Origin of the sequence: Psychrobacter sp. P11F6 (genome assembly GCF_001435295.1) — a bacterium.
Lineage (GTDB): Bacteria > Pseudomonadota > Gammaproteobacteria > Pseudomonadales > Moraxellaceae > Psychrobacter.
The window spans coordinates 2982718-3005745 of the sequence record NZ_CM003594.1; the positions used below are offsets into that span (position 1 = coordinate 2982718).

The 23028-nt window shown below is 42.9% G+C and carries 19 protein-coding genes; 8 read left to right on the top strand and 11 right to left on the bottom strand.

The window, feature by feature from the left end:
- Positions 1-60: 60 nt before the first annotated feature.
- From aciT to hemJ, 4 genes are all read left to right on the top strand, one after another.
- Positions 61-462: an AciT family ciprofloxacin tolerance protein gene (aciT, locus tag AK822_RS12340; protein WP_228139029.1), complete on the top strand. Its 402-nt coding sequence runs from the start codon at positions 61-63 to the stop codon at positions 460-462.
- A 402-nt stretch (positions 463-864) separates the two neighbouring features.
- The gene (locus AK822_RS12345; protein ID WP_045443962.1) at positions 865-1371 is read left to right on the top strand and encodes an SCP2 sterol-binding domain-containing protein; all 507 of its coding nucleotides are present in this window, start codon (positions 865-867) and stop codon (positions 1369-1371) included.
- Between the two features lie 335 nt (positions 1372-1706).
- Positions 1707-2768 carry a biotin synthase BioB gene (bioB, locus tag AK822_RS12350; protein ID WP_228139090.1) on the top strand — a complete coding sequence of 354 codons (1062 nt, stop codon included), beginning with the start codon at positions 1707-1709 and terminating at the stop codon, positions 2766-2768.
- Between the two features lie 89 nt (positions 2769-2857).
- Positions 2858-3292 carry a protoporphyrinogen oxidase HemJ gene (hemJ, locus tag AK822_RS12355; RefSeq protein ID WP_060492310.1) on the top strand — a complete coding sequence of 145 codons (435 nt, stop codon included), beginning with the start codon at positions 2858-2860 and terminating at the stop codon, positions 3290-3292.
- A gap of 115 nt (positions 3293-3407) precedes the next feature.
- Here hemJ and AK822_RS12360 read toward each other — a convergent pair whose 3' ends face one another.
- The 5 genes from AK822_RS12360 to AK822_RS12380 form a co-directional block, all read right to left on the bottom strand.
- Positions 3408-4178 (bottom strand): hypothetical protein, encoded by a 771-nt coding sequence (locus tag AK822_RS12360; protein WP_060491851.1) that lies wholly within the window; start codon positions 4176-4178, stop codon positions 3408-3410.
- Positions 4179-4509: 331 nt separating this feature from the next.
- On the bottom strand, positions 4510-5001 hold the full coding sequence (locus AK822_RS12365; RefSeq protein WP_060491852.1) for a hypothetical protein: 492 nt from the start codon (positions 4999-5001) through the stop codon (positions 4510-4512).
- Positions 5002-5078: 77 nt separating this feature from the next.
- Positions 5079-5795 (bottom strand): ribonuclease PH, encoded by a 717-nt coding sequence (rph, locus tag AK822_RS12370; protein WP_045443953.1) that lies wholly within the window; start codon positions 5793-5795, stop codon positions 5079-5081.
- A 241-nt stretch (positions 5796-6036) separates the two neighbouring features.
- Positions 6037-7809 carry an AMP-binding protein gene (locus tag AK822_RS12375; RefSeq protein ID WP_060491853.1) on the bottom strand — a complete coding sequence of 591 codons (1773 nt, stop codon included), beginning with the start codon at positions 7807-7809 and terminating at the stop codon, positions 6037-6039.
- Between the two features lie 595 nt (positions 7810-8404).
- Complete coding sequence (locus tag AK822_RS12380) at positions 8405-10132, bottom strand: AMP-binding protein (protein WP_060491854.1); 1728 nt, start codon at positions 10130-10132, stop codon at positions 8405-8407.
- A gap of 571 nt (positions 10133-10703) precedes the next feature.
- Here AK822_RS12380 and parC point away from each other — a divergent pair.
- The gene (gene parC, locus AK822_RS12385; RefSeq protein ID WP_060491855.1) at positions 10704-13004 is read left to right on the top strand and encodes a DNA topoisomerase IV subunit A; all 2301 of its coding nucleotides are present in this window, start codon (positions 10704-10706) and stop codon (positions 13002-13004) included.
- 45 nt (positions 13005-13049) lie between these two features.
- A complete protein-coding gene (locus AK822_RS12390) occupies positions 13050-14057 on the top strand; it encodes an NYN domain-containing protein (RefSeq protein WP_060491856.1) in 1008 nt (335 codons plus the stop codon).
- 80 nt (positions 14058-14137) lie between these two features.
- On the opposite strand, the gene AK822_RS12395 is transcribed toward AK822_RS12390, so the two are convergent.
- Both AK822_RS12395 and AK822_RS12400 read right to left on the bottom strand, forming a co-directional pair.
- Positions 14138-14617 carry a BLUF domain-containing protein gene (locus AK822_RS12395; RefSeq protein WP_060491857.1) on the bottom strand — a complete coding sequence of 160 codons (480 nt, stop codon included), beginning with the start codon at positions 14615-14617 and terminating at the stop codon, positions 14138-14140.
- 377 nt (positions 14618-14994) lie between these two features.
- Positions 14995-15510 carry a hypothetical protein gene (locus tag AK822_RS12400; RefSeq protein WP_060491858.1) on the bottom strand — a complete coding sequence of 172 codons (516 nt, stop codon included), beginning with the start codon at positions 15508-15510 and terminating at the stop codon, positions 14995-14997.
- Positions 15511-15805: 295 nt separating this feature from the next.
- Here AK822_RS12400 and AK822_RS12405 point away from each other — a divergent pair, with 295 nt between their 5' ends.
- Positions 15806-16636 carry a Cof-type HAD-IIB family hydrolase gene (locus AK822_RS12405; protein WP_228139030.1) on the top strand — a complete coding sequence of 277 codons (831 nt, stop codon included), beginning with the start codon at positions 15806-15808 and terminating at the stop codon, positions 16634-16636.
- 75 nt (positions 16637-16711) lie between these two features.
- On the opposite strand, the gene AK822_RS12410 is transcribed toward AK822_RS12405, so the two are convergent.
- The gene (locus AK822_RS12410) at positions 16712-16975 is read right to left on the bottom strand and encodes a hypothetical protein (RefSeq protein WP_060491859.1); all 264 of its coding nucleotides are present in this window, start codon (positions 16973-16975) and stop codon (positions 16712-16714) included.
- Positions 16976-17379: 404 nt separating this feature from the next.
- Between AK822_RS12410 and AK822_RS12415 the strand changes: the two genes are divergently transcribed.
- Positions 17380-18501, top strand: a complete 1122-nt coding sequence (locus AK822_RS12415) for an ABC transporter substrate-binding protein (protein WP_060491860.1) — start codon at positions 17380-17382, stop codon at positions 18499-18501.
- Positions 18502-18705: 204 nt separating this feature from the next.
- Here AK822_RS12415 and AK822_RS12420 read toward each other — a convergent pair whose 3' ends face one another.
- The 3 genes from AK822_RS12420 to AK822_RS12430 all read right to left on the bottom strand — a co-directional run bounded on the left by AK822_RS12420 (position 18706) and on the right by AK822_RS12430 (position 23006).
- Positions 18706-19941: an FUSC family protein gene (locus AK822_RS12420; protein WP_060491861.1), complete on the bottom strand. Its 1236-nt coding sequence runs from the start codon at positions 19939-19941 to the stop codon at positions 18706-18708.
- Positions 19942-20186: 245 nt separating this feature from the next.
- Positions 20187-21422: an FUSC family protein gene (locus AK822_RS12425; RefSeq protein ID WP_060491862.1), complete on the bottom strand. Its 1236-nt coding sequence runs from the start codon at positions 21420-21422 to the stop codon at positions 20187-20189.
- Between the two features lie 162 nt (positions 21423-21584).
- A complete protein-coding gene (locus AK822_RS12430) occupies positions 21585-23006 on the bottom strand; it encodes a glutamate synthase subunit beta (RefSeq protein ID WP_060491863.1) in 1422 nt (473 codons plus the stop codon).
- Positions 23007-23028: the final 22 nt, after the last annotated feature.

Below are 23028 nucleotides of genomic sequence, written 5' to 3' on the forward strand. Positions count from 1 at the left end.
TTTGTTCCCCAAACTTTCATAATGACCCTATTGGAATTCACCTTATGAATAGCGAGATGAATGATGTTACTGACTATATTTTCGGTTATTGGTATAGAAACGTGGAGCACGGCGGCACTGTTTGGTTATAGCTTGCTGGCAGGCTTGATTTTAGCGCTTGCCTTATCCTCACAGCGCTGGCTGCTCTGGTATCTATTTGGTGGTATGGCATATTGGCTAGCGGTTGAGGCGATTCAAAGCATTGTGGCGGGTCGTCCCATGCTATCAGAGCTGTCAGAATGGCACAGCTATATCATCGCCATGGGCATCAGTTGGTTGCCTTTAGCGTGCTGGGTGCTGTATCGGGCACTACGTTACGAGGATGTCAGTCAATCCGTTCAGCAGCAGCGTCAATTGGAAGCGGCACGTTATATCGAGCACACGCCTGTTTATGATGACGACTACCAACCGCGCTTCCACTGATAGAGTCGCGCTTATATCAACGAGCGACGCTGTTAGGTTGACTCATTTTCTGTTTGCAGTACTTTTACTTACCTCTTATATAGCCTGTATTACATTATCTTTATCCGACTGTATCTCGTACAAAAATTACGATTAACCTGCCGTCAAATTCGCTCAATCTAGCATAGGTAGTGCGAGCATTCATTTTCGTTGCTATTCTCTTTTCTACTGTCATTTTTATAAATATTAACAACTTATTTTAATCAAGATGACGTCATTGAATGTTACAAGATACTTAACGCTCTCTACGTAACTCCTAAAGAATAGCAACCTCTCTATCGTTTATAATCTAGTTATATATTTGTCGCAAAAATTGTTATAAAGTACGCATTATTTTGCGTCTCATTCTTTAGGAGTTCGATTATGTTTACTGTTCCTGTATTAGATATTAAATCTGATCCGTTAGATGTGCTATTGGCTGTGATTGGCTATCGTTTGTCCATGCTTGCTGATAGTGATAACGAAGATGTAAAAGCACTATTTGCTGATCGCAATGTGACGATTGAGCTTGCCAGCACTGAAGCGGATATCGCCCGTTATTTTGTCTTTGATAATGGTAGCTTCAGCCAATACAGTGGTCATGCTAAAAAAGCAGACCTCACCATCAATTTCAAGGATTCGATGACAGGTGTTAAGCTTTTGACCAAAGGCAATCTTCCTGCCTTTATGACTGCTGTACAAGAAGGCAACCTCAGCATCGAAGGCGATTACAGCCTAATGATGTGGTTCAATAAACTTGCTAAGCATATCGTGCCAGCTATTCCAGAAGAATGTAAACCTTATATCCAAAAAGCCAAGCCTTATGCTTATAAAGCACAAAAACTTGCCAACCATTGGATTGGGGTTGCTAAGCACAAACTTGGCAAATAATGACGTAAATAGAGCGACGTAAATAAAGAAAACAGATCACAATTATTTAGCGCTCAGTTACTTTACTCTTTCGCAGTGCTCTGATTTTCTAAAAAGGTTGCGGTATACTATATCGCAGCCTTTTTTATTACCTAAAATTTTATGGCTTTACACACAACTCTTTTAACCCCTATTCTCTTCAAAATGATTGTTTCAAAAACTATTATAAAAGGAATTATATGATGGCAGGATTACTTAACATCTCAGAGCCTAATGCCAGTAGCCCCACTGACACGTTCAATAATAAAAATAACAGCCACAGCGGCTTGAACAATGACTTTTTAAACAACTTAACAATGGATGCCACCACAGCCAACCAAAAAACCACTCATAAACATAACCGCGAAGAAATCGCCGAACTGTTTGATTTGCCATTGATGGATTTGTTGTTGCAAGCGCAAACGATACATCGGGCGCACTTCACTGCCAATGAAGTACAAATCAGTACTTTGTTGTCGATCAAAACAGGTAACTGCCCCGAAGATTGTGGCTACTGCTCGCAATCAGGTCACCACCGCGACACGACTAAATTACAAGCAGAGAAACGCATAGAAGTCGATAAAGTCATTGCTGCGGCCAAACGTGCCAAAGCCAGTGGCTCGTCACGCTTTTGTATGGGTGCAGCATGGAAACATCCAAGCGCCAAAGACATGCCCTATGTGGTTGAGCTGATCAAAGAAGTCAAGGCATTGGGACTTGAAACCTGTATGACCCTTGGTATGCTAGATACCAATCAAGCGACGCAACTGGCAGATGCTGGACTCGATTATTACAATCATAACCTAGATACCTCACGTCGTTATTATGAGCAAGTCGTCAGCACGCGTAGCTATGACGAGCGCTTGGATACGATAGACAACGTGCGCAACTCAGGCATCAACGTCTGTAGCGGCAATATCGTCGGTATGGGTGAAAGCCGTGATGACCGTATCGATTGGGTACATGAGCTGCTAAAAATGCCCAAAGCGCCAGAGTCAATTCCGGTCAACCTACTTGTGCCCATTAAAGGCACACCAATTGGTGATAAAGTATTGGCAGAAGGTCAACTGTCAGTGATTGAATGGATTCGTACTATTGCCGTAGCACGTATTTGCTGCCCGACCAGCTATGTGCGTTTGTCTGCTGGCCGCGAAAGCCTATCCGACTCTGAGCAAGCCTTGGCATTTATGGCAGGTGCCAACTCATTTTTTTATGGCGATAAACTGCTGACTACTGGCAATGCAAGCCAATCAGGCGATGACAGACTCATGCGTGAGCTTGGTCTAACAAAGCAATTTGCCGCGCCAAGAGCGCCCAAAGTATTGCCTGTGATGGATGCGATGAGTGGTCATCAATCGCAAGTGGTGATGGCAGAGTAGCGTTTTTTATCGCTACCATTATTGGATAATCTGCGCTAAGCTTGCCGACATTATTGATGATAAAATATTAAATCGTAAGAGAGAATATGATGGCAGATTATTTCAATTGGATTAAAGCGGCACATATTATATCGATGGTCTGCTGGTTTGCGGCGATATTTTATTTGCCACGCTTATTTGTCTATCATGCGATGAGTGACGACAGCATCAGCCACGAGCGCTTTGCTATTATGGAGCGCAAGCTCTATCGCGGTATCATGACGCCATCGATGATAGCCACATGGGTCTTCGGTCTATGGATGTTGGGGCTAGGTTGGGAGGTGTATAAAACCCAAGGCTGGTTACACGTCAAGCTATTATTAGTGGTGCTACTCTCTGGTTATCATGGTGCTTGTGGCTTTTATCGTAAAAAGCTAATAGATAATCCGCATTATAAGACGCATAAATTTTGGCGCTGGTTTAACGAAGTACCAGTGTTTGCTTTAGTCATTATCGTCATCTTAGTAGTAGTAAAGCCCTTCTAAAATCCAGTAAACAGGCTAGTAACTGATTTTTAGATCTGAACACCTCTAAACTAAAAGCGTCCGTTACTTATTAAAGTAACGGACGCTTTTTTTAGGACATCATAAATATGACACCTTAAACACTAGGGCGCATGATTTGATAGACATTACTCAAATCATAAACACGGTAACGCGCAGGTTCGCGGCGGTTTTCGCCCGCATAGCTGAGGATTAGCGCTTGCTTTGCGCGCTCATCAACCCAGCCAACAAACAGTCCACTATGCTCGACGCCATTGTAGCCATGATTGATATAATAGAGCCAATCCCCAACTTCAATCTCGCCACTATTGGCATACGGACCTTGACCATAAGTACCTTTATGAATGGTATCGCGTGTCACCCCGGCGCGTTTAAACACGGCATTGAGATAGTCCCAGCAGCCACCTTGAATGATCGCACGCTCGTTCAGCGCCATCTTGCGTGCGGTGCTAACCACTTCACGTGCAGCCAAACTACTCTGCATCTCCGCACTGCTCAGTAACGGTAAATACTCGCTATCGACATTATCATAATTACCCGATAAAAAAGCGGGCATCACTGCTGGCGCTTGACGCACTACTTCAGGATAACGATAGGATGTCTGAATCACTGGTGGAGTACTGGCAGAATTTGAGCGATAAGTTCCTGCACGTTGAATGGTAGAACGCGTGCTGACTTTTGCAGAGGGCACGGCTGAGTATGATGGTGTATAGCGAGCACTAAAATCAGATTGCACAGATTTTTGGGCGATCAGCGCACTCATACTATCGGCATGAGCCTGACCCACTAGGCCAACGGTAAACAATAAAAGACTGCACGACGCGGTAACCGACGACGACATAGACAATGACACAGGCAAACGCGACATGACCAACTCCTTGTCAATAAAATATAAATGACAACATAAACCATAATAATAGGATGTTCTAATCTTACTTATAAACCATTTAGACATGACGCTGCAAGCATTATTCGGCTCAAATAGCCGATAAAAGGTATAAAAATGCAGACTAATGGTTAGATAAGAAGAGCACGTAGAAAAACGATGGAGAGCTGGCGCTAAATAAAAAGGAAATAGAATAAGCAGTGTTTAGATTAAATCCTGCGTAGATAACAAATTGCTGAAATAAAATATTACTGAGAGAAAGCCACTTAGGTTTTTATAGCCCAATCCAGTAGATAATAAGCTAAGAAATAAGCTAATCGTTACTCATTTTGATATTCACATGGCGCTTGCCCAATGCTTGACCTTGCAAAATAGCTTTGGCAGCGGTTGCCTCTTGGATACTATCAAAGCCGCTAATATGGTATTTGCGTATATCATCACAATCAACAATCTGTAATTGCTCACCAATAAGCATGATTTTATCACCGTCGGTCAACTGAATATGCTGACGCTTACCTTGATTGTCATGCACCAGCTCACCCGCACGCAGCCACAAGATGCCGCTGCTGATAACGCCAGCCATGGCTTTTTTCTGTTGTTGGCGTTTTCGATTAAATATAAAACTACCAATAATCAGTAGCGCCAATGCCCCTATAGCCAAGCGCTCAGGCAGCAGACTCATTGCCAAAGCAACCGCCACTGCCCCAACCAATAATGCTGAGCCAAACCAAAACATGCCATCATCAGTCGTTTTTGGCTGATCTTGTAGCGTGATTTTGGCACCATCGTCGGTCAGCTTGAGCATGCATGACTACCTGTTACAGAGTAATAAGAAAGTAAGAATTTACTGAAAATACGATGAGCAAGTAGTCATCAATAGGACTACCAACCCAAGGCTGTTTTTTGCATGGCAATCAGCTCAGCGATGCCTTTTTCGGCAAGAATCAACATATCGTCGGCTTGAGCACGAGTAAATGGCTTTTCTTCCGCTGTTCCTTGTAGCTCAATAAATTCGCCTTTTTGGGTCATAACCACATTCAAATCGGTATCACAGCTGGCATCTTCTTCGTAGTTTAAATCTAGATACGCTTTGCCGTCTTTCATACCAACAGAGACCGCAGCGACCAAACCAATCAGTGGATCTGCCTTGAGTTTTTTGCTTTTTTGGATACTCTCTAATGCATCGATAAGCGCAATAGCAGCCCCTGTCACACTAGCAGTACGAGTACCGCCATCGGCTTGCAAAACATCACAATCAAGATAAATGGTATTTTCACCCAGCTTACTCAGGTCAATCATCGCTCGTAAGCTACGACCAATCAAACGCTGGATTTCTTGGGTACGGCCTGATTGTTTACCACGTGCCGCTTCACGTTGGTTACGAGTATTGGTCGCGCGTGGCAACATACCATATTCAGCAGTGATCCAGCCTTTGCCTTTACCTTTGAGCCAACGCGGAACGCCAGATTCAACACTAGCGGTACACAATACTTTGGTATCACCAAAGCTGACTAACACTGACCCTTCGGCATGCTTAGTATAATGGCGCTCAAAGCTGATCGAGCGAAGTTGGTCAAGCTCACGATTGTCAATACGCATAAAAATCCCTAGTACAATGTTTTAAAGGCGGTGTCATAAAATGAGGTGTCTGTCATTATGTGGCTAACCATCATTTATCAAGCAAACTATTAACAAGCTAAAATAAATAATGATTGGATGCCATAGCAGACGTAAATATGGAGATATCCTAACGTGGCAGCGGCGCAATAGCAAGATTCGTTCGAGCTATTGCGCCGCTACTTTAGCCAGTCATTGGCTTAACAAAGAAATAGCACCAACTTTATTCTAACCCTTCCATCTTACGCAATTCTTTACGCAGGATTTTACCCACGTTTGATTTTGGTAATTCATCGACGAACTGTATGTGACGCGGACGCTTGTAGCCAGTCAGTTGCTTTTTGCCAAAATCAAGCAACTCTTGCTCAGTCACATCGCCTTTCTTGACCACAAACAACTTTGGTTCTTCACCGCGGTCATCGTTTGGAATACCGATAGCGCCGCATTCTACCACAGCTGGATGCTCGCTCATGGCTTCTTCAATTTCGTTCGGATAAACATTAAAACCAGAGACCAAAATCATGTCTTTTTTGCGGTCTACGATTTTGATAAAGCCTTTTTCGTCCATGATACCGATATCGCCAGTTTTTAGAAAGCCATTGGCAGTAAACGTTTCAGCTGTTTCCTCTGGACGATTTTGATAACCTATCATCACCTGCGGGCCTTTGACACAAATCTCGCCGCGATCACCCAATGCGACTTCATTTTCATCATCATCGATTAGTATTATATCGGTGCTAGAGGCAGGAATACCAATTTTACCCGTGAATTCAGCAATGGTCATCGGGTTAAAAGCAGCCACTGGTGAGGTTTCTGACAAACCATAACCTTCCACGATAGGCAGACCAGTGATTTTATGCCACTCTTTTGCCACGCTTGGCAAGACAGACATACCGCCACCGATAGACGCTTTTAGGTTAGAGAAATCTAAGTCTGCAAAGCCGTCTTTGTGTACTAGACCGTTGAACAAAGTATTCACCGCAGGGATAAAGGCGGGTTTGTATTTGGCCATCTCTTTAATCAGACCATCCAAATCACGAGGGTTTGGGATAAGCAAGCCTGCATAACCTCGGTACATACCATACATGCCGCAGACCATAAATGAGAATACATGATATAGCGGTAGTGCCGTCAGGATGACATCATTGGCATCAACATCATCATCAAATGCACTATCCATAAGCGCACTAATCTGTAGCATATTGGCAACTAAGTTACCGTGGGACAGCATTGCACCTTTGGCAACCCCTGTCGTACCGCCCGTATATTGCAATAATGCCACGTCGCTTAAATTCAAATCAGGGCGCTTATATTTGCTGGCTGATACTGCATTTAAAGCGTGCTTAAAACTCACGCTGGTTGGCAGGCTATAAGCAGGAATCATTTTTTTGACATGGCGCGCAACGAGGTTAACGACGGCTCCTTTCACTGTTCCTAGCATATCGCCAATCTTACAAACGATGACATGCTCAACCTGACCTTTGTCTTCCGCCTCTTGATAGGTGTTCGCAAAGTTCTCAACGATGAATAGGGCTTTGGTGCCACTATCATGCAGCTGATGCGATAACTCTCGGCTGGTATATAAAGGGTTGACGTTGACCAACACCATACCTGCACGGATGATTCCCAAAGCAACCACTGGATATTGCAGGAGGTTGGGCATCATCACCCCAACTTTATCACCTGTTACCAATCCTAATGACTGTAAGTAACTGGCAATTTGGCGACTGTATAAATCCAATTCCTTAAAGCTAATCGATGCACCCATACAAATATAGGCCGTTTTTTTCCCATAACGGCTAAAGTTACGCTCAAACACATCAAGTAAAGAGGTATTGTCATCAGGCATATCGATAGTCGCATCAATGCCATAACGCTCATAAGTTTTCAACCATGGGCTGTCACTATCTATCGTCGGCATAGTAGGAAATACGCTGTCTTTATTATTCATTGCAGCGTTATCGTTTGTGGTCTCTTTATTGATACTGTCGGTCATAATTTTCCCTAAATGTTACCGTTAAAAACGTAGAATAATCTAATGAAAACACCATTATTTTTTGTGATTGATCAATGACAGCAGAAGCTTGTGAATAAAAAACGTGGTAACAAAAAAGGTTTATCATTCACAAGCTTTGTCAATCAAAGCGCAACGTTAAGTCCTTAATAAATAGCACAATAACTCGGCATTGCCGAATTAAAAACCCCTTTATCCCTGATAGTTTTATCAGAGATATAGCGCAAAACTAACGTCATCTCGTCGATAAATAGACGAATATGTCGGTAAGCACTATAGCAGTTTTGCTAAAAATTCTCTATCTCTACCTGATTGGTTCATAGCGACAAAAAAAGCAATAAATACAAAAAATGATAAGGCAGCATACCAGCAACCTTACCATTTTTGGATCACGACACCCAGTATCACAACCACCACTATCACGACGACTTAGCATCCTGATAGTTTCTTTCAGATTTAGTTTGTAGCGTTAATCTTTATCATTAGTATCGTGGTGACTTATCATGATGACTTTACGAGTGCCTAACAAACAGTAGCAGACACTCATAAAAATACTCTGACGCTGAAGGCTCGCTGATTAACCGTGGTTCTTTTCTTCCAGCACGCGCAAATCTTTGTGCAAAATCTTACCGACATTTGACTTTGGCAGCTCATCGATGAACTCAACATAACGAGGACGCTTATAACCAGTTAAATTCTCTTTGCTATAAGCAAGCACTTCTTCTTTAGTCAAACTGTCATCACTACGCACAACATAAATCTTTGGCACTTCGCCGCTCTTTTCATCTTCGATACCGATGACACCGCACTCCAAAATCTTTGGATGACCTGACATCACATCTTCGACTTCGTTTGGATAGACGTTAAAGCCAGATACCAAAATCATATTCTTTTTACGATCAACGATTTTAAAGTAGCCTTCTTCATCCATCACGCCGATATCACCCGTACGGAAATAACCGTCAGAGGTCATGACTTCAGCGGTAGCATCATCACGTTTCCAGTAGCCTTTCATAACCTGTGGACCACGAACACAAATCTCGCCGCGCTCACCCAGTGCGACCTCATTGCCTTCTTCATCCAAAATAGCCATGTCTGTCGCTGGCATCGGCAGACCAATATTGCCTGAGAATTCGCCCGTACCTTCTGGGTTTGCTGACGCCACAGGAGACGTCTCTGACAGACCATAGCCTTGTACGATCACATTACCAGTAATTTTTTGCCATTTGTCAGCGGTGTCTTTTAATACTGCCATGCCACCGCCCATCGACATCTCAAGCTTGCTATGATCTAAGGCTTTAAATGGATCACTGTTTGCCAACGCATTAAACAGCGTATTAACTGCTGGGAAAAATGCTGGTGGATAATCTTTATAAGCTTTGATTAAGCTTGCGCCGTCACGTGGGTTTGGTACCAGTAGCCCGATACAGCCGCGATATAAGCCAAACATACCACAAACGGTAAACGAGAAGATATGATATAGCGGCAAGGCGGTCATGATAACTGGCTGCTCATCCATACCTTCAAACTTATCAAAAGCATCGCCAAGATAGGTATCACACTGAATCAGGTTGGCGACTAAATTACCATGCGTGAGCATTGCACCTTTAGCGACACCAGTCGTACCACCGGTATATTGCAAAACGGCTATATCATCAAGGCAGATGTTATCTGGACGTTTATAATTTTTGGCTGAGAAGCGATTCAGCGCCGTTTTGAAGTTGGTGCTGGTTTTAAGGTTATAGTCAGGGACAAGCTTCTTCACGTGACGCACGACCATATTGACGATAAAGCCTTTTAATGGACTCATCAAATCACCCATCGAGGTCACGATGACATGGTCAACCAAGTCCTTACCAATGTCTTCATACGTTTTGGCGAAGTTTTCTAAAATAAATAATGCTTTGGTATCAGAGTCTGTTAGTTGATGCTCAAGCTCTTTTGAGGTATAAAGCGGGTTAACGTTAACCAAGGTCATGCCAGCACGCAGCACACCCAATACGGCAACCGGTAGCTGCAAAATATTTGGCATCATGACGCCGACTTTATCGCCTTTTTTTAAGCCAAGTGATTGCAAGTAGGCAGCAATTTGTTTGCTATAACGATCTAAATCTTCGTAGGAGAGTTTTGCATCCATACAGACAAACGCTGTCTTGCCAGCGTGCTTCGTAAAATTCTGCTCAAATATATCGATTAAAGAAGTATTAGCGGCTGGCATATCAATGTCGTATTGAATATCAAGCTTTTCGTAAGTTTTGACCCATACTTTATCGTTACGACGAATTAGGTTACTGTGATTTTCCATAATCTTTTCTCTCCTAGTAATAGTACGCTACCGTCAACCCATGCGAATCACAGTGTGATAAAAATATAAAAACTCAGAGCGCAGGCTTGTCATCGTAATGGCAGGCTTGGCTGTGAGGCAATCATATGGTGATGAGCAAACAATATAGCGGTAAATAGCCCTCTGTTCATTAACATACACACTTTATACAGACTACTCAATATAAAAGATTGCTACTTGAGTTCGCAAACTGTCTTGACGGTCAATAATATTATATTTATCAAAATCTTAATAGCAATAATCGATAATTTTTCAGCGATTTATTAGCGAACATTTATTCATTAATACTCTTTATAGTGTTTTATCGTTAACTATTTTTTACCTTTACTATCAAGGGCAGTAGCAAGCTCTGTTAAGGTCACAAAGTTACGCTGTGTACTCTCTTTATCATTATTTAGCACGTCACGACCTGTCGTCTATTCTGACTTATGCCTTTTTAATTTTGCCAATATCCTTTACGATAGCGCTATCCTATTTGTACGCTTGCACCAATTATCTATACCTATTAAAACTGATAAGTGAACCCTATTTTATGTCCGATGTTATTGATCATACGATTGACCCTATTATTCCTAATGAACCGATGGATACTCGCTCAGTCGCAGAGTTCACTGAGCAGGCCTATCTCAACTATGCGATGTACGTCATCATGGATCGGGCGTTACCAAATATCGCCGATGGTCTAAAGCCTGTCCAGCGCCGCATTGTTTACGCCATGAGTGAGTTGGGGCTAAAATCGACTGCCAAAGCTAAAAAGTCTGCACGTACCGTTGGTGATGTATTGGGTAAATACCATCCGCATGGTGATAGTGCTTGTTATGAGGCCATGGTGCTGATGGCGCAGCCGTTCAGCTATCGTTATCCGCTCATTACAGGTCAAGGTAACTGGGGTAGTCCTGATGATCCTAAATCCTTTGCCGCCATGCGTTATACCGAAGCCAAAATGTCGGCTTATGCCAATACTTTGCTGGCAGAACTCGGTCAAGGTACGGTCGATTGGCAAGATAACTTCGATGGCACCATGCAAGAGCCAACCACCCTACCTGCCCGCCTACCGAATATTTTATTAAACGGTACCACGGGTATCGCGGTCGGTATGGCTACCGACATTCCACCACACAATCTTAACGAAGTAGTACGTGCAGCGATTCGGTTACTAAAAAATCCTGAGCTATCGGTTAAGCAGCTTACCCAATCGATACCAGCACCTGATTTGCCAACGCCAGCTGAAATCATCACCAGCAAAAAAGATTTGCAAGCGATGTATGAGACTGGACGCGGTAGCTATAAAATGCGCGCAACGTTCCATGTTGACCCTAAAGAGAAGAATCTCGTCATCATCGATGCACTCCCTTACCAAGTCTCAGGCAACAAGATCCAAGAGCAAATCGCGAAGCTAATGACCGATAAGAAACTGCCTTGGATTACTGATATCCATGATGAGTCAGACCATGAAAACGCTTGCCGTATCGTCTTAGAGCTAAAATCAACACGGGTCGATGTGGCTCGTGTCATGAGTCATTTGTTTGCCAGTACGGATCTAGAAAGCAATTACCGCGTCAATATGAATATGATTGGCCTAAACGGTAAGCCACAGGTCAAAAACCTAAAAGAAATTCTTGATGAATGGCTGGTCTGCCGCCGATCAGTGGTCACCCGTCGCTTACAATATCGCCTCGATAAAATCGACAAGCGCTTACATATCCTCGCAGGTTTGCTGATTGCTTATCTTAATATTGATGAAGTCATTCGCATCATTCGCGAAGAGGACGATCCAAAATTATCGTTAATGCAAGATTATGACCTGACTGACATCCAAGCCAATGCCATCTTGGATATTCGTCTGCGTCAGCTCGCTAAACTAGAAGAGATTGAGCTACGCCGCGAGCAAGATGAGCTGGCTGCCGAACGCGCGATCATTCAAGAGTATCTGGACAATCCAGACAGCCTGACCAATCTGATGATTGACGAGCTGACAGCCGATATGAAAGAACATGGCAATGAGCGTGTGTCACCACTAGCAGAACGCGAAGAAGCGCAAGCACTAAAAGAATCTGACCTCGTACCAAGTGAGCCAATCACTGCCATCTTATCCAAAGCAGGCTGGATTCGTGCCGCCAAAGGTCATGATGTCGATGCCGCTGGTATGAGTTATCGCTCAGGTGACAGCTATCAAGCGCACGTCCGTGGCAAATCCAATGAGAAAATCTACGTGCTCGATAGCACTGGGCGCAGCTACAGTATCGATGCACATAGCCTTGCCTCGGCTCGTGGTCAAGGCGATCCGCTGACCAGTGTGTTAAAGCCACCAACTGGTGCCAGCTTTGAGCAGCTATTAACGGGTGCTGACAATCAGCGCATCATCCTCGCTAGCTCCGCAGGTTATGGCTTTATCAACACCATCGGTAATCTTGATAGTAATCAAAAAGCGGGTAAAAACATCATTAACCTAGCGGCTGATAGTCGTTTGCTCCCTGTTGCGCGTATCGATGCGCCAGTAGAAACAGCTAATAATGCTGACAGTGACAATACCAATGTAGCGCCTGACCATATTGCTGTCGTGACCAATGCTGGATATTTACTGATATTTGCCCTCGATGATTTGCCTGAACAGGCACGCGGTAAAGGTAATAAGCTGATTAAATTGAAAGAAAATGAGGAAGTGCTTGTCATCACGCCACTCAGTCAGCAAGACAGCCTAATTATTACCGCTGGCAAACGCCATGTGACACTCAAGCCAAATGATTTGGCTAACTATACGGGTGTGCGCGGCAATCGTGGTGGACAGTTGCCAAGAGGCTTTCAGAATGTGACGAGTGTTGAGGTTGGGTGAGACGTATAAAGACCTTTGAATATATATTGAAATGAGAAAGTAAGAATGAAAAAATTTGCCGTGCTAATTGACGCTGATAATTCATCACATCGTCATATTGAACCTATCCTAGAAGAAATTGCTAAATATGGTATTGCGAGTGTGAAGCGTATTTATGGGGACTGGAGTATCGAGGCACTACTATCATGGAGGGATAAGCTTTTACCTAACGCTATTACGCCTGTACAGCAGTTTGCCTATGTAACTCAAAAAGATGCTACAGACATGAGGTTGGTGATTGATGCTATGGATATATTATATGCAGGAGATTTAGATGGTTTTTGTATCGTATCAAGTGATAGCGACTTTACCCCACTCGCATCTCGTATCCGTGAAAGCGGTTTATTGGTGTATGGATTTGGCAGACAAAGTACGGTTAAGTCATTTGTAAATGCCTGTGATAAATTCATTTACGTCGAAAACTTATTACCTGAGCCTGAAAGTAAAACTTTAATCGCAGATAATTCATCCTATCAAGTTCATTCGGATACAATCAAAATCGATAGGAAGACAGCAACTTTACAAGCAAACTCCATTGATAACGAAAATACCGAGATTGACATACCTACTCTCAATTTAATTTATAAAGCCATTAAAGATAATTCTGATGATGAAGGTTGGGCAAGTTTAGCAGTAGTAGGAAAATACATTAACAATGTCAGACCGGATTTTGATACCCGAACTTACGGACGTACAACTTTATCAGGTTTATTAAAAAAACTGATAAAGTTTGAATGCAAGGTTGAAGATAGTCATATGTTTGTCAGAAAATTCAACTTTCCCGTCTTCATTGAAATAGTTCGCACAACCGTTGATAGGATGGTTAGGAAGCAAGGTGTGAATAAAAACTGGGTTAATCTATCTGAGCTTACTGAGCAGCTAAAATCTCAGATTATTCATCATAAAATACTAATCCATCTTTCAGAACATGAAATTGAACAGAAGATTTTGGTCATTGACCCAAAGTACATTAACTTCAACCGTGATAAAAGTCTTGTCAGTATCAGTGCATGAAACAAAGCTGCTTCCCACTAAAAAGCCGCCTACACACTGTATAAACGGCTTTTTTACGCTAGTTATAATAGAGAACTCATCTAAAGTTTGTTGGATTTGGTATCTTCAAAAACTGCTGTCAAAAAGCTTTTAATCTGAGCACTTGTCATTAGATAGGGATTATAGTCAGAACCTGCTGAGAAGCTTTTGAGGGCATATTCTTCATCTTCAGCGCTTGATGTTAGATGTTTCACTAAAAACCCATTCCATTGACGCGACTCTATTTCCTCTATATTAACAATATTGGGAAAAATGGTTGAATGCTCGTCAAGTATCTTTTCTAAGGCAATATTGATAGCGGGCCTTGTCCCTTGAAAACTTTGAACGAAATAACCTTCACTAATGACTAAAGCTGAAGCTATATTGTTTTCTTCAAAATACCTTCGCCAATACTCAAGTGCGCGAGTCAGCTCGATTCCCGAATCTAGGTCGACATTTTTGGCGATATATATCATGTTGATAAGAATATGCTCGCCATTTATTTTTTTGCTTTCTGGAGTATGGCTTGTCGCTATAGTCATGAGAAACCTTATTTATAAAAACCTGATCTAGTTTAAGATAAAGTATAATCAATAAAAAATTTTTTCTTAGTGGTTTTTTGTCATCTAGCATCATTGTATTTCTATAAATAAGCATTGGAATTTTAATGAGTTAGGACGCTGACACTTCTCGGAGTACAATTGTACTATAAAACTTGGCACAATGACTGCGATATCATTATTCTAATAATTAACAAGCCTAATCTATATCTTCCTATAGCACGGTCTCAACCCTAACATACGACTGACCCACGCTTACTCATGGCTCAGACGTTGCAAACATCACTTACTCTTACTCAAAAGCCGTCTATACACACTGCATAGACGGCTTTTTTACGCTCATTAAAACGACTAAGGCATCAATATCGACCCATCTCAACCGTTGTCTCAGCAAGCACACTATCGCCTTGCCATGCCTGCACATCTACCGTATACAGATGGTTTTTGCCACCTGAACAAGGCGGTTTATACGCCCCTCCCGCTTCCCCTGCACGGCTACGATATTCCGCGACCATCTCAATCCCAACTGGCACTTCATAAGTATGCCCAAACACACGTAGAATCTCAGCACTCGTAGCACCTTCTGGTAGGTTAAACTCTACAATGCCATGTCCACCATGTTGCATACGTTTATTGCTCACATCGTTGTAAACGAAAACCAAGCTCTCCGCGCCCATCGGAATGTTTGAGACCGTCATGCTCGGCGTGGCTGGATTTTTGCCATCATAGTTTAGACACTGCTGCCCTTCAGGTATTTTTTTGCCATTCCAAGCAGCATCGTTAAACTTAACATCCATTGCAAAGGCATTGGCAGATAGTGCCAATGTTGCCAATGCCGTCAAAGCGGTGACTGATTTTAAGGTAAAAATTTTCATACTAGCTCCTTTAGGTAGCGGATACACTGATAAAAATCGTTCATCATTTTGTTAACTGATATTGATCGTTAATCCTAACCTTATAATAAATAGCCACTCTTAATTATATCGTTTAGGGTTTTTGTTAATCTTTCAAATAAGCGCAAATCAATCGCAATGCCAGCAAAGCGAATACCGCAGCAGTAGCCAAATTTGCATCATCGCAGGTTACTTTATAGGTATTTATCTCTTTGGGTGTGTTGTAGTAGTATCTAAATCATTGGTATTGAAACGACTAAAAAACAATAGGATCATCATGTTTATCGAAGATAAAATCGCCAAAGAAAGTATGACTATCAAGACTCCGACACCCAAGATCATCTTTTTTGACATCGATGATACCTTGAGCCGCAATGGCATCATTGCCGAACACAACAAAGCGACCCTTGAGCAGCTTGCAGGTACTGATATTAAGCTGGTGATTTCAACGGGACGCTCCAAAGCCATATTGCCAGCAGATATTTTAGCCTTGCTCGAAGCTGATGTCTTAGATGCGATTATTTGTATGAATGGACAGTATAGTTTTGATAAAAAGGGTCGGATTAGCCACTATCCGTTGTCCGCTGAGCAAACGGATACAATCGTGCGTCTGTGCCAACAGAGCGAGTTGATTCATAAGTTTGACTCTGCCACCCATATCGCTTGGTCAGGTGAAAATGAGCGCTTGCGCGAGTTTAATGCCATCACGCCAAACTCTATCGTTGATCCTGAATATCATAAAGGGAATACCGTCTATCAATGCTCAGTATTTTTTAACAATCAACAAGAGAAGATGCAGGACGTCGATTTTGCCCAGTACGAGTTAAAGCTCGTCCATTGGCATCATATCGGCGCAGATATCTTACCGATAGAGGCATCCAAGGCGCGAGGCATTAAAGACGTTTGTCAATATTATGGGGTAGATGCCAGTGAGTGTATGGCGTTTGGTGATGGAATGAATGATTTAGAGATGTTTGACTTGGTCGGCTATGCAGTAGCAATGGGCGATGCAAAGCAAGAATTGATTGCGCGTGCAGACTTTGTCACGGGTACGATTGAGGAGCGCGGTATTCAGTCGGTGCTTGAGCAATTTCATATTGCGTCTTAATAATCAGACTTTGCAAATTGCTGCTTCTCTAGGACGTATCCTCATTTTTAAAATAAGGACATGTCCTAGCAAAATCTAACCACGCTTCGTCATTAAACTATAAACCCAACTACCGATTTTATAAAATCCGACCACAATCAAAATAAGCACCACCGCTGCCAGCACATAGGCCAACCAAACAGGCACATTACTCAACCAGCCAATCATAAATGCCAAACCCATGTACGTTTCAACCGGCCAATTAACGATAGGTGTCGGCGAGCCAGCGTTAAATATGGTCATAAAGGCAATTATGCCAAGCACAGCAGTAATCAGTCCAGCGCGTTTACGATTATTCATCTTTTGCCTCTTTTAATTCGAACCATTTAATTAACATTCGATTGTTTTTATTTTATCGGTACTCTTTGCATCTTATAAAAACCACGTTGTAAACTCATGGCTTAAGGGTAAAGCAGCTCTCATCATAGCATGATTATTTACGCTTATTATCTTACTCAAATTCAGCAGTAAATCTCATATTTTTCCTTTTATAGCTTCTTCAGCCATTCATCAGCGCCACTTTTAACAATATTATGAAGAACGAACGTCTTCCTTACCCTTTAAATTCTTAACAATCATAGCCATAATAGTTTCACAACTGGCTCGATACCTTATATTCAGCACTTAGTATTTAGCCCTTAGCTTCCATTATCTATCATTTAACTTTTTACTCATTTGCATCATTCTTATTTAGGAGAGATATTTTGACTCATTTATCATCGCCCCACAACATTGCTCGTCGCGCTCGTATACTACCAAAAGCACTATTAGCCGTGGCTGTTGGGCTAGCACTTGCTAGCTGTAGTAAGTCAGATAATACGGCGGCTGATGGTACAGCGGCGAGTGCTGAAACGCTCAATCTGTATAACTGGTCAGAGTATATGCCGCAAGAAATCCTTGACGGCTTTACTGAAGAGACAGGCATTCGGGTCAATTACACCACCTTTGATTCTAACGAAGCTATGTACGCCAAGCTTAAATTGCTCGATGACTCTAGCCAATATGACTTAGCCATCCCATCGACCTATTATGTCGAAAAAATGGCCAAAGAAGGCTTGCTGCAAGAGCTCGATAAATCTAAATTAAGCAACTTTAAGAATCTTGATACGTCTTTTACCAATACCAAGGTTGATCCAGAGAACAAATATTCGATTCCTTATATGTGGGGCAGCACCGGTCTTGCCATTAATGGTGACAAGGTCGATCCTGCAACCGTAAATAGCTGGAACGATTTATGGCGTCCTGAGTATAAAGGGCAAGTGATGCTGATGAACGATATGCGCGAAGTGTTTGGCATGGCGCTATTGACCCTTGGGCATTCAGGTAATAGTAAAAACCCTGAGGAAATCAAAGCCGCTTATGAGAAGCTCACGACCTTGATGCCAAATGTGAAGACCTTTAACTCGGATGCCTCGCGCATGCCTTATATGGAAGGCGAAACCACGGTTGGTATGAGCTGGAATGGTGAAGCTATCATCGCCAATAACGAAGGCTTGACCAGCTTGGTTTATAAATATCCAACTGAAGGCGCTATTTTGTGGATGGATAACTTTGTCATTCCGAAAAACGCCAAACAAGTCGATGCAGCCCACAAGTTTATTGACTACTTACTGCGTCCTGAGAACTCTAAAATCGTCAGCGAAGAGATTGGTTATGCCTCGCCTAATATGGCTGCGCGTGAGATGATGCCAGAAGAAGTGAGAAACAATCCAACCATCTATCCGAGCAAAGACGTACTGGCAAAAGCGGAATTCCAAGAAGATGTGGGCGATGAAGCATTGCAAGTCTATCAGCAGTATTGGGATAAGCTAAAAACTGGTCGTTAATCACTGTTTGTTGATAGCTGTTACCGCAAGAAAACGCTGACTCAATAAAGTCAGCGTTTTTTTATTTATTCTTTATTTGGCTGTTATTTGGCTTTTATAGTCGGTTCAATATAATTTGGATACAAGTAAGGCAAGCGAAAGTACTACCAATAGTAGACTAAGCGAGCCTGACACCGTATCTGATTTATATAGAATTGACTATATTTATAAGTGTAAATCAGTTTCACTGCCTTTGTGCTCGATACGGCGCTGCTCGCGGCGTTGATAGCGCAGACCGGAGGCGGCAAACCATTTCGGCTTAGTCGTTTGTAATAAATCACTAAGTCGCTGCAATTGAACTTGCAAAGTTTGGGTCAGCCAAAAATAGCCTTGCCATTCAAAGCCTAAGTTTTCTACACTTGGATATTCTGATACGGCGATACGGGTAATAGGACGAAATACTTCATCATTTGGACTACGTAATACCGCCGCCATATGCTGCATCGCTTGCGTCAATTCGTGCTGATAATGGATAAGTAAAATATGGTTTTCATCATCAATCTCAATATTAGCCAAACGCGGTGCCGCACTTAACAGTAAATCAATCGTACCAATGATATTACGATGGGTACGCTGAATGGTTTCTAGTGTTTCCTTTTCAATACCAGATTCGCTCGCTGTGGCGGCGATATGCGGGCGCACAGCTAGCAAACGCTTATTGATTTTTTGTAGCGCTTTCACCAAGGACTTATTGACGGGTGTATCTGGTATAGAACTGTTCGATGGATAAATAATACTGGCCGAACTGGTCGCCTTACTATATTTAAACGGCTTGGGCACTAAGACATCCGCATCAATATGATTGCCAACCCCTGCATACAAATTGCTGCAGGTCTCAAGATTACTGGCCAACAAAAACCGCCACATCAACGTCGACTTCAACGGTAAAATTAACGTTGCGGCCACCGCTACTCCTGCACCAAGCAAAATATTGAACGCGCGATATAAGCCATCTTGAGTAATATTGCTGTGGTCAGGACTCGACACAATCATCAGCATGGTAATACCTGTCAGCAGACCGATATAGCCCAATTGCTTGACCGCCACATAACCGATGATGCCACTGATAATGCCAATCAGCCCATAATATAACCACAGCCAGCCACCGATATCTTTAATCAGCCATAAGAAGCTAAGTCCAACCACCACACCAAGCAAAGTACCCAATATCCGCTCTTTAGCCTTGGTATAAATCGCCCCTTGATATTGTAACAAACCCAAAATCACAAACACGGTAATGGTCGTCCACTCACCATGCGGCAAGTGCGTAAACTCATTTAACAAGAGCGCAATAAGTACAGCCAGACCCAAACGTATGGCATGCAAAACATCTGCATGCTGATAACGGGCATAAGGCTCTACAAACGGGGCGGTCAATCGTTGCCAAAAAGTCGGTTTCACGCAGGGTATCTCTTATAAGTGAAGGAAGAAAAAATCGGTTAAATTCTAGCTACTGGCTTAATCACTGATAAAGCGATGATAAAGTCATGATCAAAAAATAACGCCTTCTACCTATTAAAAGATAAAAGACGCTGAAGGTCAAAACATGCTAGCACATAACGACGAAAAAGCACCCTAACAACATCGCATTTGGCTATTGGTAATGCTGAAAGGTGCTGACAAATACTTGCCAGCATCTCCTATATTTACAAGTGTAAATCGGACTCGCCCCCCTGCTCTTTCATTCTACGCTGTTCACGCTTTTGATAGCGCAGACCAGAAGCGGCATACCACTGCGGTTTGGTCGTTTGTAGCAGATCACTTAACTGTTGCAGTTGTGCTTGCAACGTTTGCGTCAACCAAAAATATCCTTGCCACTCAAACGTTGCATACTGTACGCTAGGATATTCTGATAGCGCAATACGCGTAATAGGTCGAAAAGTCTGATCGCTTGGACTGCGTAGTACTGCCGCGATATGCTGCATGGCTTGGGTGAGCTCGTGTTGATAGTGAATCAGTAGCGTATGATTATCATCGTCGATATCGATATTCGCCAAACGCGGTGCTGCACTGAGCAATAAATCGATGGTACCGATGATATTGCGATGGGTACGCTGAATCGTTTCTATCGTCTCTTTATGAATGCCGGACTCGCTTGCTGTTGCAGCGATATGTGGACGTACTGCTAGTAATCGCTTGTTTATTTGCTGCAGCGATTTTATCAACGCTTTATTGACAGGCATATCTGCAGTAGTGCTATTTTGAGGATAAGACAGGCTAGCTGAGCTTGTCGCCCTAGTATAGACAAGCGACTTGGGAGCCACTATTTCAGCATCGATATGATGTCCGACACCGGCATAAAGCGTACTACAGGCTTCTAAATTATTTGCCAATAAAAATCGCCACATCAACGTCGACTTTAGAGGTAAGATCACTGTCACCATGACCGCAATACCTGTACCGATTAAGATATTGAGTGCACGATAGACACCATCTTGCGCCATATTAACTTGATTCAAATTAGAGACGATCATCAGCATAGTAATGCCAGTGAGTAACCCAGTATACCCTAGCCGCCTGACCGAAAAATAACCAATAATCCCACTGACGATACCAATAAGCAGGTACTCTATCCCTAGCCAAGCACCCGTCCCTTTATTGAACCATAAGATTGCAAATGCCACGACAATACCCAAAACCGTGCCTAGTACTCGCTCTTTGGCTTTGGTATAAATAGCGCCTTGATACTGTAGCAATCCTAAAATAATAAAGACGGTAATCGTCGTCCATTCCCCATGTGGAAAACGGCTTATTTGATTGGCTAACAGCGCAAGTACGATGGCTGCACCGATACGTATGGCATGCAAGATATCAGCGTGCTGATAGCGCGCATAAGGTTCAATGAATGGTGCAGTAAATCGTTGCCAAATTTTTGGTTTCACGCACAGGCACTCTTATTAATTGAAGAATATATAGTCAATGAAAAGTAATATTGAACCATCATCTACTGCTGATATCAAAAAAAACGTCTCTTACCTGTTAAAAGGCAAAAGACGTTTGAGATCTAAATAGAGCTATCAATAATTGGATGTAAACCAAACCCATTATACCTCTAAGAAGTCCAAAATACCTTCAGCAGCTTCACGACCTTCCCAAATCGCGGTCACGACCAAATCAGAACCGCGTACCATATCACCACCAGCAAATATCTTGGGGTTTTTGGTTTGGAATTTAAAGGTTTGCTTTTCCGCTGCCAGCACGCGACCAGAGCTGTCCATTGCCACTTGCTGAGACTCAAACCAGTCAGCAGGGCTAGGACGGAAGCCAAAGGCCATAATCACAGCATCACATGGGATAATTTCTTCTGAATTAGGAATCGGCTCAGGACGCTGACGACCACGGTTGTCTGGCGCACCCAAGTGAGTCGTGACGACTTTCACGCCATTCACTTTACCATTTAAGCCAATGATTTCTGTCGGTTGACGATTGAATAGAAACTCAACGCCTTCCTCTCGAGCATTGACCACTTCGCGGCGCGAACCTGGCATGTTCTCTTCGTCACGGCGATAAGCACAGACGACTTGCTCAGCGCCTTGGCGAATACTGGTACGGTTACAATCCATCGCAGTATCGCCACCACCTAGCACCACCACTCTTTTGCCCTTAAAGTCGATATATTCTTCAGGATTTTTTTCCCAATCGTTGCAGCGATTGACGTTGGCAATCAGGTAATCTAGCGCATCATGAACACCGACAAGCTCTTCACCAGCAAAGCCGCCACGCATATAAGTGTAAGTACCCATGCCCATAAATACCGCATCGTACTCGCTTAACAGTTCATCAATACTAATGTCAGTACCGATTTCTGTCTCAAGACGAAATTCCATGCCCATGCCTTCAAAGATGACACGGCGGTTACGCATGACGTCCTTTTCCATTTTAAATTCTGGAATACCAAAAGTCAGTAAACCACCAATTTCAGGACGCTTATCAAACACAACTGGTTTTACGCCGTTTCTAACGAGTATATCCGCACAGCCCAAACCTGCTGGCCCTGCACCGATGATCGCGACTTTTTTATCTGTCCAAACCACATCAGACATATCCGGACGCCAGCCAAGTGCAAAGGCGGTATCGTTGATGTACTTTTCGACATTACCAATGGTCACAGCGCCAAAACCATCGTTTAAGGTACAAGCGCCTTCACATAAGCGATCTTGTGGACAGACGCGACCGCAGACCTCAGGCAACGTATTGGTGCGGTGACACAATTCAGCCGCTTGAAATATCTGCCCTTCGGTAGCCAATTTGAGCCAGTTAGGAATGTAGTTATGTACAGGGCACTTCCATTCACAATAAGGGTTACCACACTCCAGACATCGGTGCGACTGCTGCGCAACGGCTTCACTCTCAAACGGTTTATAAATTTCAACAAACTCCGTTGAGCGAGTGGCGATGTCTTTTTTGGTCGGCTCAAGCCGTGGTACATCTAAAAACTGAAAACTATTTTCTAAGCGTTTTGCCATGGTATTGTCTCTTTAATATGAG